The sequence below is a fragment of the Arcicella sp. GW458-12-2-14-TSB2 genome (genome assembly GCF_059423785.1).
In genome coordinates, this window is record NZ_JBWKYN010000062.1 from 15,056 (window position 1) to 29,417 (window position 14,362).

The 14,362-nt window shown below is 37.3% G+C and carries 7 protein-coding genes; 6 read left to right on the forward strand and 1 reads right to left on the reverse strand.

Annotated elements, in window-relative coordinates; genetic code table 11:
• Nucleotides 1-84: 84 nt before the first annotated feature.
• The gene (locus AC07XN_RS10915; protein ID WP_494743083.1) at nucleotides 85-2,973 is read right to left on the reverse strand and encodes an exo-beta-1,4-galactosidase; all 2,889 of its coding nucleotides are present in this window, start codon (nucleotides 2,971-2,973) and stop codon (nucleotides 85-87) included.
• A gap of 871 nt (nucleotides 2,974-3,844) precedes the next feature.
• Between AC07XN_RS10915 and AC07XN_RS10920 the strand changes: the two genes are divergently transcribed.
• The 6 genes from AC07XN_RS10920 (at nucleotide 3,845) to AC07XN_RS10945 (ending at nucleotide 14,188) form a co-directional block, all read left to right on the forward strand.
• Nucleotides 3,845-6,685 (forward strand): glycosyl hydrolase, encoded by a 2,841-nt coding sequence (locus AC07XN_RS10920; RefSeq protein ID WP_494743084.1) that lies wholly within the window; start codon nucleotides 3,845-3,847, stop codon nucleotides 6,683-6,685.
• 67 nt (nucleotides 6,686-6,752) lie between these two features.
• Nucleotides 6,753-7,529, forward strand: coding sequence for an NIPSNAP family protein (locus AC07XN_RS10925; protein ID WP_494743085.1), 777 nt, complete (start codon nucleotides 6,753-6,755; stop codon nucleotides 7,527-7,529).
• Nucleotides 7,530-7,640: 111 nt separating this feature from the next.
• Complete coding sequence (gene rhaM / locus AC07XN_RS10930) at nucleotides 7,641-7,955, forward strand: L-rhamnose mutarotase (RefSeq protein WP_494743086.1); 315 nt, start codon at nucleotides 7,641-7,643, stop codon at nucleotides 7,953-7,955.
• 352 nt (nucleotides 7,956-8,307) lie between these two features.
• Complete coding sequence (locus AC07XN_RS10935) at nucleotides 8,308-10,446, forward strand: hypothetical protein (RefSeq protein ID WP_494743087.1); 2,139 nt, start codon at nucleotides 8,308-8,310, stop codon at nucleotides 10,444-10,446.
• A gap of 199 nt (nucleotides 10,447-10,645) precedes the next feature.
• A complete protein-coding gene (locus AC07XN_RS10940; RefSeq protein ID WP_494743088.1) occupies nucleotides 10,646-13,096 on the forward strand; it encodes a glycoside hydrolase family 95 protein in 2,451 nt (816 codons plus the stop codon).
• A gap of 192 nt (nucleotides 13,097-13,288) precedes the next feature.
• A complete protein-coding gene (locus AC07XN_RS10945; protein WP_494743089.1) occupies nucleotides 13,289-14,188 on the forward strand; it encodes an Rpn family recombination-promoting nuclease/putative transposase in 900 nt (299 codons plus the stop codon).
• Nucleotides 14,189-14,362: the final 174 nt, after the last annotated feature.

A 14,362-nucleotide genomic window follows, 5' to 3' on the forward strand; every position in this document is an offset into this window, starting at 1 on the left:
ACTTGAGTCCCTCGCTAGTGATAAGGATTGAAAAAATACTCATGGCATGACTTGAAGTCATGCCATGAGTGACAGCATTTCTGTTTAATTAGCCGTAGGCTTCTTAACCTTCAACTCGTCGGGTGCATCCTTTGTATAAGTCTTGAAGGTTGACTTATAGTTTTTATCAAACAACGCTTTTATTTCTTCGATATTCACTGAAAAAGATGGATTGAACTGCTCGGAATTCATATAATTTTTCAAGCTGTATAATAATTGACTAGCGACAAAACGTTTGTCAGGGTCAGAACTTAAGTCGGCACTTGAGATTATTAGTTTACCTTTTCCTACTTTAGCTTCTAAGATTAACCCCAATTTACGGTTCAAAAACCAAGTATCTATCGGCTGAACAATAGGGCGAAAGCCTGCTGGAAAACTATCCAATAACATCACCTGCGAACGATTGACGATTTCCCACCATTGCAAATTACTATGAAACTCTGTAGGGAAATTTTGGAACGCAGGATGGGCTGGGTCGACCAAAAATCCTAAAGTATGTGGCGGGCGCATCTTGAACCAAGAGGTATTCCAGAATACAGGTTGGAAATAGTTGACTACTTCTTTGCCTTTTTCTACTTTCCCTGCGGCTTCTAAAAATACTTTTCCGCCGTTTTGTAAAACCTCCTCAGCCTTGGCATCCAACTCTTTACAGAAGTAAATTTGGTCAGTATTGACGGTAGGTAGCTTTTCTGGATATACCCAAAACTCCCAATTATTTTTAAAGTTGGTATCATCAATTCGTACTTCAAATACTAATTTCTGAGCCTTCTGAATATTACTCAATGGGAAAGTTACATTACCCATAGTGAAATTGTTTCCAATAGGAATATTCGTTTTATCAAATTTTCCTTTGGCGATTATTTGCTTATGCTCATCCACAATTTGCCATGAAATTTGTGCATTTGTGAGGGCTTCTTTGCCAAAATGATACATTTCAATATTGGCTTCAAAGCTTTCTGAGTTCTTGAATACAAATTTTGGAATACGCGCCAAAGGAACGGTGGTATTACAAAACTGTGCAAATTCAGGTTGTGTAATATAGCCTTTCTCTTCCCAGAATGAATCTAAGATACCTACTAATGCTGTTCCCTGACCAGAGTAATCGTTTAGTCCCAGCATTTGAATCCCTGCTGAAATAGGCGTTCTTAAAGCCATTTCTATTTCAGTTTTATAACTCAATGCTTGTAGTTTCCCCGAAGCCAAAAAGAATTTCTCGCCAAGGTCTCCCATGTCTTTATCTTTCAGGTCTTCTTCAAAAAGCTCGTAGTTTTTGGCTTTATAAACCCCTGTATATTTTTTAATTTCCTTAAAATTCGGGAATACACACCATTGTCCTAATTCATGGGTTAGGTACGGTACTTTAAAATCTTTTACTTTATCCGCAAAGTCTTCATTACTACTCGGTAGCTTGTTCCAAGGCAAGCCTCTTGGCCCCGATTTAATCATGTATTCATTGGAAGGGACTAAAGGCCAGCTCATGGCTACTGATGCTCCAGTGTACTTACGACGAGGGTCTTTAGTCTTCCAATAGTTTATGAATTTGGTTAGGTAATCTACTTGTTTGCCTCCTCTTGGTTCATTTCCATAAGCCAACATACAAAAGGAAGCATAATTTCCGTAGGCTTTTGCCATACGGTTGGTTTCGTCCATGATAAATTGGTCGATAGGATGCCCATCGCCTAAAGACGAACCATGATTTGCCCAACTTGGGCCTTCGGGTTGTAAATAAATCCCCACTATGTCGGCAGCGATAAAAGCCGCTTCTGGTGGGCAGAATGAATGAAAACGAAAATGGTTTAATCCATAAGCCTTGGCTGTTCTGAAAACTTTCTCCCAAGATTTTACATCCATTGGTGCATAGCCCGTTAAGGGGAACTGACAGTTTTCTACGGTTCCCCTTAAAAATATAGGGCGACCATTAATTTCAAAACGAGTGCCTTTTATGGCAAAATCACGCATCCCAAACTGCACTTTTCGGGCAGACTGTACCTGTTTTTGAACAATGACTTCAGCAGATAGATGATACAAGGCTGGGGTGAATTCATCCCAAGTCTGAAAATCATCCCCCATCGGATAGTCGATAGTAATGCTTTTCTCTTGGTCATCTACCTGGAAATCAGTTACAAGTAAATTGGGTGTGTGTGATTTAATGCTGTTAAAACTTTGGGCTGTTATTTTTATTTGCCCATTAATAGGCTTTTTGTAAGCATTTTTCAAAACGATTTTTACCTGAGCAGAGTGTTTTTTCAAATCAGGATAAATCTGAATATCGTCAAACCAAATTTTACCTTCGGCTTCTAATTCTATTTTGCCCACTATGCCATTCCAGTTTCCTTGGGTATGGTCGGTCAAACTGTGTGAATCTTTCCCTACATTAATGGCTTTAATACGGTTATCCACTCTGATAGAGATGGTATGCTTTCCAGTAGAAAGCTTATCCGTCAAATCAAAGGTTTGAGCAACGCACATCGAGTTTTCTAAGCCTATTTCTTCATTATCAATCCACACGCGGGTTTCAGTATGTGGTCTCTCTAATGTCAGTACAATGCGTTTGTTCGACCAATTTTTAGGGACTACTACTTCTTTTTGATACCACGCTGCCCCAACATAATATTTAGCAGGCGTCAACCAAAAAGGAAACTTTAGGTTATCGGGTGTACGGTATTTAGCTAAGTGCGGATTAAAATACCATGAGCTATCGTATATACTACCCGTCCACTGTGTATTAATCGTTACGCGGTTGCCCTTTCCATTTTCAAGCATCGAGCCTGGCAATTTGATGGTTTCGGGAAGTTTAGTATTAAACCATTTATCTTTTACGCCAATATCGGTTGAATCAGTTTTAAAACGCCAATCACCAGCCAATGAGATTTTCTGGGCAGAGACCAGATTGCTCACTAGCAAGCATATAATAAAGCAATAATGTTTAAACATAAGTTTGAAAGATAATTTTAATGATTTGTCGATTTAGGTTCTCTTTTTTTAGAGCATACAAAGCCTCAATATGCTTGTATAATAACTCCCTTTAGGTATAAGAAACCCTGCTGAACATACTCTCAGCAGGGCTTAGTCTTTACACCAAAAAATCTATTTTATAATGCTTTTGTTATTTTCAATCAAAAATAAGGTAGTCGAACTATCAAGGATATTGCTGAATGTTTCCGTTATGTTGGAAACACGTACTGCTAATTTTGTAAATATTCTTATAAAGAAAAAATATTTTATAAAGAATCTCGTTGCTGAAATACAAATTTAAAATGTACAAATTTGATAACAAATATTGATTATCAAAGAAAAAATACTATCCTGTGCCTTCCTGCTATAGCAGATTCCCTGAAAAGAATCAAACGAAGAACGAAAGATGAACACTACAAAAAATTGTACTTTTACAACATTTACCAACAAAATATATCTAGCGATATTAATTTAATAAAATCTCATTTTTATAAGAAAAATACAACGATTTCAGCATGTCATCGTTATCGGGAACGTTGCCATAAAATAATCAATGGTGAATTTCCATGAAATTGAAAGGCTAAAAAAAACTGTATCTATCCGAAGCTAATTTTGGCATTTATGTATTTTACCATTATTCAAACTAGATGGCAGATGAGAAAGGCTAAAAAAATATTTTTCATTTATTTTTTAATGATGCCACAGTACTCGAAAATCATGCTTGAGTTTTACAAAAATGTATCTTCTAAAAAATTATATATTTTCAAAAAATATTACTAAACGCATGACATCACAGGATGCTTCAGGTAAGTCGTTGATTTTTCTTTGCAAGAAATAAAAACCATATTTGATGAAACAGCATAGATCAACAAAAGCCTTTCAAACTTTTTTTCTCTTATCAATTACTTGCTCTTTAAGTTTCGGACAAGCAAAGTGGAAACCTATCACACAACAAACCAAACCTTGGTCACGATGGTGGTGGGAAGGTAATGCAGTTAATCCCAAAGATTTAACGTATAATATGGAAACCTACCAGAAAGCAGGTCTGGGTGGTTTAGAGATTACACCGATATATGGTGTAAAAGGTGAAGAATCGAAATTTATTGATTTTCTTTCCCCAAAATGGGTAGAGATGTTCAAGCATACCTTGAATGAAGGTACTCGCTTAGGCTTAGGTATCGACCTTGCCAATGCTTCTGGCTGGCCTTTTGGAGGCAGATGGGTAACACCAGAAGATGCTTGTAAGAATGTCAATTTCAAAACATATCAATTAAAAGAAGGTGAAAAACTTTCGGAAGTGATTACCTTTCAACAAGCACCATTGTTACGATATGTGTTGCCTAAAAAAACAACTGTTTCAGCATTAAAATACCCTGTTTCAAAGAATGAGAATCTTCAAGAATTAGCGATAGACCAAGTAAGATATGAAAGACCATTGCCATTACAAACCCTGATGGCCTATTCGGATAAAGGCGAGGTGCTGAATTTGACAGCTGAGGTTAGTGCTATGGGACAATTAAACTGGCAAGCTCCTAAAGGCAACTGGAAGCTGTATGCTGTCTTCCAAGGGTGGCATGGCAAATTGGTAGAACGTGCTGGTCCGGGTGGTGAAGGCGATGTAATCGACCATTTTTCGGATAAAGCCATTCAGAATTATTTAAAGGAATTTGACAAGGCTTTCGCTAATACGAATGTTTCGAGCATGCGTGCTTTTTTCAATGATTCTTACGAAGTAGATGATGCGCGTGGACAGTCGGACTGGACAGAAAATTTATTCCAAGAGTTTCAGCAAAGAAGAGGCTACGATTTAAGAAACTATCTCCCTAACCTTTTCAGCAAAGAAAATACAGATTTAAACCATAGAGTGTTGTTTGATTATAGAACAACAATTGGAGATTTGATTCTGGAAAAATACACTGGCGAATGGGCTAAGTGGGCACATGGCCGTGGTAAGATTGTCAGAAATCAGGCACATGGTTCACCTGCGAATACCCTTGATTTATATGGTTTGGTAGATATTCCAGAGATTGAAGGGACAGATTTATTGAGAATCAAATTTGCTTCGTCGGCATCTAACGTATTAGGCAAGAAACTAACGTCATCAGAATCTGCCACTTGGGAAAACGAGCATTTCCTATCATCATTAAGTGATGTTAAAAAAGCATTAGACTTATTTTTGGTGGGTGGTGTAAACCATATCTTCTATCATGGCATTAACTATTCACCAAAAGACGAAGCATTTCCAGGTTGGTTATTTTATGCAGCCGTACACTTTACGCCACATAACCCTTTCTGGAAGAATTTCTCGACTTTGAATAGTTACATTGCTCGTACACAGGCATTCTTGCAAGATAGCAAACCTAATAACGACGTATTGTTGTATTTCCCTATTACAGACCGTCTTACTGAGCCTTCTCCAAAAGGTTTATTAGAACACTTTGATGGCGTAACACCTGAATTTAACGGAACGGATTTCAAAGAGGTAGCTCAAAAGATGATTGACCGTGGTTATGGCTTCGATTTTATCTCGGATAAACAAATTGCTAATCTGCAATCTCAAAATCCGCAAATTATTACTGGTGGCGTTGCCTACAAAACAGTACTACTGGCAGAGAGCGAGCAAGTACCTTTGGAAACGTTGGAGAAATTGGTGCAGTTAGCAAAACAAGGAGCTACGATTGTTGTTCATCATAAATTGCCTGCTGATGTACCGGGCTTAGGAAACTTAAACGAACGCAGAGCGAAATTTAAGGCATTGTTAGCAGTATTGAATTTTACCAAAGTAAATGACAAAGTAAGCCAAGCGAAGATTGGCGAAGGTTCGTTTTTATTAAGCGATGATTTAGAAGCCATGATGACTTACGCTAAAGTGTATCGTGAAACGATGACCGACAGTGGCTTGCAGTTTGTTAGAAAAACCAGTGCGAAAGGCAATTATTACTTTATCAATAACAAGTCTGGAAAACCTTTTGAAGGTTGGGTAAAATTGGAAGTTGAAGCAAAATCTGCGGCTTTGTACAATCCTATGACCGCAGCATTGGGCATGGCAAAGTTCAGAAATGGTAATGAAGTGTATTTACAATTGGCTGTAGGAGAATCGTGCATTGTTGAAACATTGAAAGCAGTAGAAAAAGGTGCTGAATATCCTTATTGGAAAGCAAGAGCCGAGGCCGTAGAGTTGAAAGGTACATGGAAAATATCATTTTTGGATGGTGGGCCAACTTTACCAAAAACGATTGAAACAACAAAGTTAGGCTCGTGGACAAAGGCAGGGAAGGAATATCAAGACTTTTCAGGAACAGCTTCATACCAATTAAATTTTGTGAAGCCTAAAACTGTTGCCAAAGGTTATTTGTTAGACTTAGGTAAAGTAGCAGAAAGTGCTTCGGTAACTTTAAATGGGAAATCATTAGGTACTTTATTAGGCCCTACTTACAAAGTTTTTGTACCAACTACTTTATTAAAAGCACAAAATGTTTTAGAAGTAAAAGTATCGAATTCAATGGCCAACAGGGTAACGGCTTTGGAAGCAGAGGGCGTAGTTTGGCAGAAGTTTTATAACATCAACGTATCAGCAAGACTAAAACAAAACTTAGGAGATAAAGGCTATTTTACTACTAAAAACTGGGAACCAAAGGAATCTGGATTATTAGAAAAAGTAACTTTAACGCCTGTAGAATCATTGAAATAAAGACTTGAGACTGAGATACGTTGAATACAGATTTGTATTTTCAACCATTTTAAACAATATATCAATCATGTTAAAACGTATCTCGATTTTCACTATTTACCTGTTTATCGCCACTTTTACTAGCTTAACTTTTGCCAAGCCTCAATCGGAGTATTACGAAACTAGGGTATATAGTTTCAAAAGCGTAGAGCAGAAAAAGGTAGTAGAAGATTATTTCAAAGATGCCGCTATTCCTGCGTTCAATCGTTTAGGAATTAGTCCCGTAGGTGTTTTTAATGAAGCTGACCAGAAAGATGGCATTAAGCTATATGTATTGATTCCTTATAAATCGTTAGACCAGTTTAGTAAAATAGCGAGCAAATTAGCTACTGATGCGGTATATCAACAAGTGGCAAAAGCGTATTTAGATGCCAATTTTGCCACGCCTGCTTACGAACGTTATGAAAGTTCGTTGTCGGTAGCCTTTAAAGACTGGTCGAAATTGAAAGCTCCGACTACTACTGCACCAAAGGCTGAAAGGGTATACGAATATCGTCTGTACGAAAGCCACAGCGAGGTAAAAGGATTAAGTAAAATCCACATGTTCAACGAAGGTGGGGAAATCAATATTTTTGTAAGACTAGGATTTAATCCTGTGTTTTATGCACAGACTATCATTGGGGGCAAACAGCCAAATTTGGTGTATATGACCACTTTTGATAACAAAGCATCAAGAGACGAACATTGGAAGGCTTTTGGGGCTGACTCAGAATGGAATCGCATTAAGGTACTCCCTGAATACGACCACGCTATGACCAAAGCCGAAATTCATTTCTTAACACCAACAGATTTTTCACAAATCTAGAAAGAGTTGATGAGTTTAGGGTTTATGAGTTTAAAGTTCATGAGCTTAAAGCTTTTAACTCATAAACCCTAAACTTTAAACTAATAAACTCATAAACACTAAACTCAAAAAATGCAGGAAATTGCTTTTACGATGAAGCTCAAAAAAGGATTTGAGCAAGAATACAAAAAACGTCACGATGAAATTTGGCCAGAATTATCTGAGTTATTAGTAAAGTCTGGTATTACAGAATATGCCATTTATTTAGATGAAGCGTCTGGAGTTTTGTTTGCTGTTCAGAAAAGAGTAGATAATCATACGCTTGACGAATTACCACAAACTGAAATCATGAAAAAATGGTGGGCATTTATGGGTGACATCATGGATACCAATCCAGATAATTCTCCTGTAGTTACTGATTTATCTTGCGTATATAGAATGTCTTAATGACAGATTTTCGAGTGCAGTTGTATCATAAAGAAGCACAGCGTTAATGTTTATCAATGTGAAGATTGATGACTTAATCTGTGCTTTTTTGATGCTGCGGGTTTATTTTTTTCCCGCTGATTTACAGAGATTTTTAACGCTGATTTACGCAGATAAATAAAAATCTCCAAAATCTGCGGGTTGTTATCTCCGTGAATCTGCGGGTTTATTTTTCCCGCTGATATACACTGATTGCTATTGCTGATTTACGCAGATAAATAAAAATCTCCAAAATCTGCGGGTTGTTATCTCCGTGAATCAGCGGGAAAATTATTTAAAATTCATTAATCCACAATTCTCAACTATCTAGTCTATGAAAAACCTAAAACTATTTTTCATTTGCATTTACGCTTTACTTGTCCAACATACTTTTGCACAAGGTAAAATCGACAGAAAGGCTTTGGTTCAACGCCACACGGTTGTACTATCTAAAATTGACACGCTGGCCTCATTGTCTGTAGGCAATGGAGATTTTGCTTTCACTACCGACATCACTGGTTTACAGACTTTTCCTGACTTTTATGCCAAAGGGATTTCGTTGGGTACTCAATCTGTTTGGGGCTGGCATCGCTACCCAAATACAGAAAACTACAAAATAGAAGAAACCTTTAAAGAAATTAATTCTCATGGTAGAAAAATACCGTATGCCGTACAGGCCTCAAATAGTGAGCGCGCCAAGGCTGCTAATAATTTCCTACGCCAAAACCCACATCGTTTACAATTGGGCAACCTAGGCTTTGAACTCTTCAAAAAAGATGGTTCTAGCGTAAAACCAAAAGATTTAACCAATATTCATCAAACACTCAATGTCTACACAGGCGAAATCACCAGTCAATTTGCGGTAGAAGGAGTTCCCGTAAAAGTGATTACGGTTGCTCACCAACAAAAAGATTTGATTTCAGTAAAAGTGCAGTCTGAATTATTAAAAACTGGTCAGCTAAAATACCGTTTACGTCTGCCCTACCCAACCAACCAATTTACAGATGAAGGGAATAACTGGAAAAATGCAGATAAGCATCAGTCTTCTTTAGTACTTTCGACTGACAAATCATTCGTTTTTAAACATCAACTAGATGATACTGAATACTTTATCAAGATAGAAAGTACCCAAACATCAAATGTATTGCAAAGCGAAGCCCATTATTTTGTGGTGAGTCCAGATACGAAAGAAAATACGCTTGAATTTAGTGTATTGTTCTCTGAAAAGCTTCCGAAAGAAACTATTCCAAATTTTACTAACACTTTATTGAGTACAAAAACAGCTTGGAGAACTTTTTGGAGTACTGGGGGAGTCGTGGACTTCGCAGGAAGTACCGACCCAAGGGCAAAAGAGTTGGAGCGAAGAATCATTCTTTCGCAATATCTTACCAAAATACAGTGTGCAAACAACGAGCCTCCACAAGAGACAGGCTTGACTTATAATTCTTGGTTTGGCAAACCGCATTTAGAAATGCACTGGTGGCATGGTGTTCATTTTGCTTTATGGAACAGAACCGATTTGCTTGAAAAAAGCATGGCTTGGTACAAAAAAGTAGAACCAGAAGCTAGAATTATTGCAGAGAGACAAGGTTTTGAAGGTGTCCGTTGGCAAAAAATGACTGACCCAGATGGGAAAGAAGCACCATCGTCGGTAGGAGCTTATTTACTTTGGCAACAGCCCCATTTTATTACGTTTGCAGAATTGGCTTATCGTAAACACTTAGATAAAGCCACTTTAGAAAAATATAAAGATTTAGTGTTTAAAACAGCCGACTTTATGGCGTCGTATGCTTATTTCGATGCTGAAAAAGGTCGGTATATTTTGGGCAAAGGAGTAATTCCTGCTCAAGAGCGATTTAAACCCGAAGAGACTTTTAATCCGACATACGAGTTGGCTTATTGGCAGTGGGCCTTGACGACAGCACAGGTTTGGCGAGAACGTTTAGGATTGAAAAGAAATGCTAAATATGATGATGTACTGAAAAAACTATCTCCCCTACCAGTACAAGACGGGGTGTATTTAGCCACAGAAAGCGCTAAGGATTCTTATACCAATCCAGTGTTTTTAACCGACCATCCGAGTGTTCTTTGTACCTTAGGAATGTTGCCTGCCAGTACGATGTTAAACATGACTACAATGCAAAGCACTTTCGATAAAGTATGGAAAATATGGCATTGGGATGATACTTGGGGTTGGGATTTCCCGATGGTAGCCATGACTGCTACTAGATTAGGACAGCCTGAAAAAGCGGTGGATGCCCTCATGATGGACATCAGAACAAATACCTATTTGCCAAACGGACATAATTATCAAGATGCTCGCTTGCGTTTGTATTTACCAGGGAATGGTGGCTTACTATCAGCAGTAGCCATGATGTGTGCAGGGTATGACGGTTGTAAAACAGTTAATCCTGGAATACCTAAAAATGGTAAATGGAAAGTACGATGGGAAGGGCTGAAGAAAATGTATTAATTGATAGTTAGTGAAGATTTAGTTGTGAATGAGTGAATTGTGAGTTAGTGAATTATTACAATAAGTTTGAATCCACTCTTCTAATGTACAATTAAGAACTCACTCAATCATAATTAAAATTTCACTCAATCACTAACTCACAATTCACTCATTCACAACTAACTCACAATTAAACAAATATCTCTCAAAGTAATAAATTATGAAAAAAACGTATTTTGTTTTTGCGCTTTTGTTATCGTCGGTGAGCTCTTTTGCCCAAAAGAATCTTACGCTTTGGTACAAACAACCTGCTCGGAATTGGAATGAAGCCTTGCCTATAGGTAATGGGCGTATTGGAGCAATGATTTTCGGAAGACCTTCCAACGAATTGATTCAGCTCAACGAACAAACACTTTGGTCAGGGAAGCCTATTAATCCAAATCCCAATCCAGAAGCACCAAAGTATCTTCAACAGGTAAGAGAAGCTCTTTTTAATGAAGACTATAAAAAAGGAGAACAACTTACGCATAAATTACAAGGACTTTATTCAGAGGCTTATCAACCACTTGGAGATTTGCTTTTGAAACAAGATTTAAAAGGAGAAGTAAGCAATTATTACAGAGATTTAAATATTGCTGAAGCTACTGCCAGTACACGTTTTAAAGTAGGTGATACAGAATTTACGCGTGAGTTTTTTGTGTCAGCACCTGCACAAGTGATGGTTATTCGCTTGAAAGCTAGTACAAAAGGAGCATTAAATTTTACCGCTTCTACTACTTCGCCACACCCTATTCAAAAGTCTGTTTTAGGGGCAAATGAATTAGTTGTTAGAGGTAAAACTCCTGCACATGCCGACCCTAATTATGTAGGTTACAATGCTGTACCTGTTATTTATAAAGACTCTACAGGGTGCGGAGGTGTTCGTTTTGACTGGAGAATTAAAGTTAAATCGACAGATGGCAAAGCAACCACTACTGCTGAAGGCATCACTATTTCAGACGCTAGCGAAGCCGTATTGATTATTTCAGTAGGAAGTAGTTTCAATGGTTTCGATAAATGTCCTGATTCGGATGGAAAAGATGAAAAAGCCATTGCAGATAAATACCTCAAAGCATCATTGCCACTCAGCGTAGATGCCATCAAAAAAGCACACATAGCAGATTATCAGAAATATTTCAAACGTGTGAGCTTCTCTTTGAATGGAAACCCTACTGTAGATTTACCAACCGACGAACGATTGATACAGTATGCTAATGGTGGTAAAGATTCTGCCTTAGAAAGCCTTTATTTCCAATTTGGTCGTTATTTATTGATTTCTTGTTCTCGTCCTGATGGCATACCTGCCAACCTTCAAGGCATTTGGAATAACTCGGTTCGTCCACCTTGGAGTAGCAATTTCACTACCAATATCAACACTCAAATGAATTATTGGATGGTTGAGATGTGTAATTTATCTGAATTGCATACGCCATTATTAAAATGGATTGGCTACATGGCTAAAACAGGAAAAGAAACCACCAAGAATTTTTATAATGCCCGTGGCTGGACGGTGCACCATAATTCAGACATTTGGGCTTTATCTAATCCTGTGGGTGACAAAGGCAAAGGGTCGCCTTCGTGGGCCAACTGGGCAATGGGTGGTGCATGGCTAAGTCAACACCTTTGGGAACATTATGCTTTTACTGGTGATAAAAACTACTTGCAAAATACAGCTTATCCCTTAATGAAAGGAGCGGCGATTTTCTGTGAAGATTGGCTCATTGAAGACAAAAACGGATATTTAGTGACGGCACCCTCTACGTCACCAGAAAACGTTTTTATTACTGAAAAAGGAGAAAAAGGCTCAGTTTCTATCGCTTCTACCATGGATATGGGTATTATCTGGGATTTGTTTACCAATACTATCGAAGCATCAGAGAAATTAGGCATTGATGCTGATTTCAGAAAAGAATTGATTGCAAAGAAAGCAAAACTATTCCCTTTACATATTGGCAAAAAAGGCAATTTACAAGAATGGTATAAAGATTGGGAAGATGTAGAACCACAGCATCGTCATGTTTCGCATTTGTTTGCCTTGCACCCTAGTCGCCAAATTTCACCGCTTCGTACGCCTGAGTTTGCCAACGCAGCTAAAAAGACCTTGGAAATTAGAGGTGATGACGGCACAGGTTGGAGTAAGTCTTGGAAGATAAACTTTTGGGCTAGGCTACACGACGGTAATCATGCCTATAAATTAGTGCGTGAACTATTGAAACTAACGGGTATGGAAGGTACTAATTACAACAAAGGTGGTGGTACTTATCCAAATTTATTCTGTGCGCATCCTCCATTCCAAATTGATGGTAATTTTGGTGGTACTTCTGGTATTTCAGAAATGATTATCCAAAGTCAAGATGGTTTAATTAACATTTTACCTGCTATTCCAGACGATTGGCAAGATGGCGAAATCAAAGGAATGAAAGCTCGCGGAGGTTTTGAAGTAGATATTACTTGGAAAAATAAACAGGTAACTCAATTAGTTATCCGTTCATCAATAGGTGGAATTTGCAGTATTAAAACGCCTAATCAATTGAAATTAGCAGGGAAATCAACGTTGAAAAAAGCCAAAGCATTTGATGCTTATGATTTTCAAACTACTAAAGGAGGCGTTTATGTGTTAAATAGTTTGTAAGGTATATAACTTATTAACATTTACTGATGGCATGACTTGGAGTCATGCCATCAGTGTTTATACCACTTTATGTTTAGTGAATAGAGTAAATAGCTTCAAAAATAGTTCTATAATTATATCATCTCTTCGAGATTAAGATGTTTGTTAAGTCTCAAATTAATTTCGTAAATTAGTTCATTACAAATACTTAAATTGTTATTTTCTACAAAACATAATTCTTATACAATGGAAACGTTTTACACTAATGAGCAAATTTTTATCCCTATAATCTCGGACTATGGATTTAAGGTAACTTTTGGAAATGAAGCTAATACACTTTTTTTACGGAAAGCTTTACAAGCATTAATAAAATCTACTATTCCAATAAAAGAAGTAACCTTCGATAAAAATACTTTTGAGGGAATTTCCCAAGATGGAAGAAGTGGAATTTTTGATTTAGCTTGTATCGATGAAAACAACAATCATTTTATCGTAGAAATGCAATATGGTGAAGCTCCATATTTTGTACAACGTATGAAATTTTACGCATTGCATAAATTCAATGCAATGGTAAAACGAGGAAAATTTGATTATGGAACGCTTACTAAAATCTACTGTGTTGCTATTTTAGCAAACAATATTTTCCCTTACCCTCAATTTCATTCAGCTGCTAATCTAAGAAATGAACAAGGTGAACTTTTTGATGAACAAATGACATTTATTACAGTAGAATTAGATAAATTTGTTTTACAAGAGTCTGATTGTCAAACGGATTTAGAAAAACTGATATATACCATGAAAACGATACATACAGTTACAAAACCAACTCAATTCCCTCAATTTTGGGATGAAGAATGGTTGAAAATTGCTATTGATGAATTGGATAGCAGAAAAATGACTCCAGATGAAAAAGCATCTCTTGAGATATTAATAGCTAGAAATGCTGAGGCTGTAAAAGCTGAAAGTAGAAAAATTAAAGAGGCAATTAATAAAAAAAATATTGAAACTATTAACAATGCCTTAGAAATGGGATTGAGTATTGAGCAAACAGCTAAACTAGCGGATGTTTCGCCTGAGTTTGTCAATAACGTTATCCAAAATAATTTGAAATAATATAGATAGTTTATCACGTAAACTTGAAGAGTAACTAATGAAGCTGTCCGAAAAGTTTTCATAGCCAAATATTATTCTGTGAAAGACCTCACCCCTAACCCCTCTCCTTCAGAGATGGGCCTTTTTGAGCCCAAAAGTTCCCATCTCTGAAGGAGAGGGGTTAGGGGTGAGGTT

Coding starts and splice junctions, on each gene's coding strand:
- AC07XN_RS10915 (WP_494743083.1), bottom strand. CDS start 2,973: ATGTTTAAACATTATTGCTTTATTATATGCTTGCTAGTGAGCAATCTG.
- AC07XN_RS10920 (WP_494743084.1), top strand. CDS start 3,845: ATGAAACAGCATAGATCAACAAAAGCCTTTCAAACTTTTTTTCTCTTA.
- AC07XN_RS10925 (WP_494743085.1), top strand. CDS start 6,753: ATGTTAAAACGTATCTCGATTTTCACTATTTACCTGTTTATCGCCACT.
- rhaM (WP_494743086.1), top strand. CDS start 7,641: ATGCAGGAAATTGCTTTTACGATGAAGCTCAAAAAAGGATTTGAGCAA.
- AC07XN_RS10935 (WP_494743087.1), top strand. CDS start 8,308: ATGAAAAACCTAAAACTATTTTTCATTTGCATTTACGCTTTACTTGTC.
- AC07XN_RS10940 (WP_494743088.1), top strand. CDS start 10,646: ATGAAAAAAACGTATTTTGTTTTTGCGCTTTTGTTATCGTCGGTGAGC.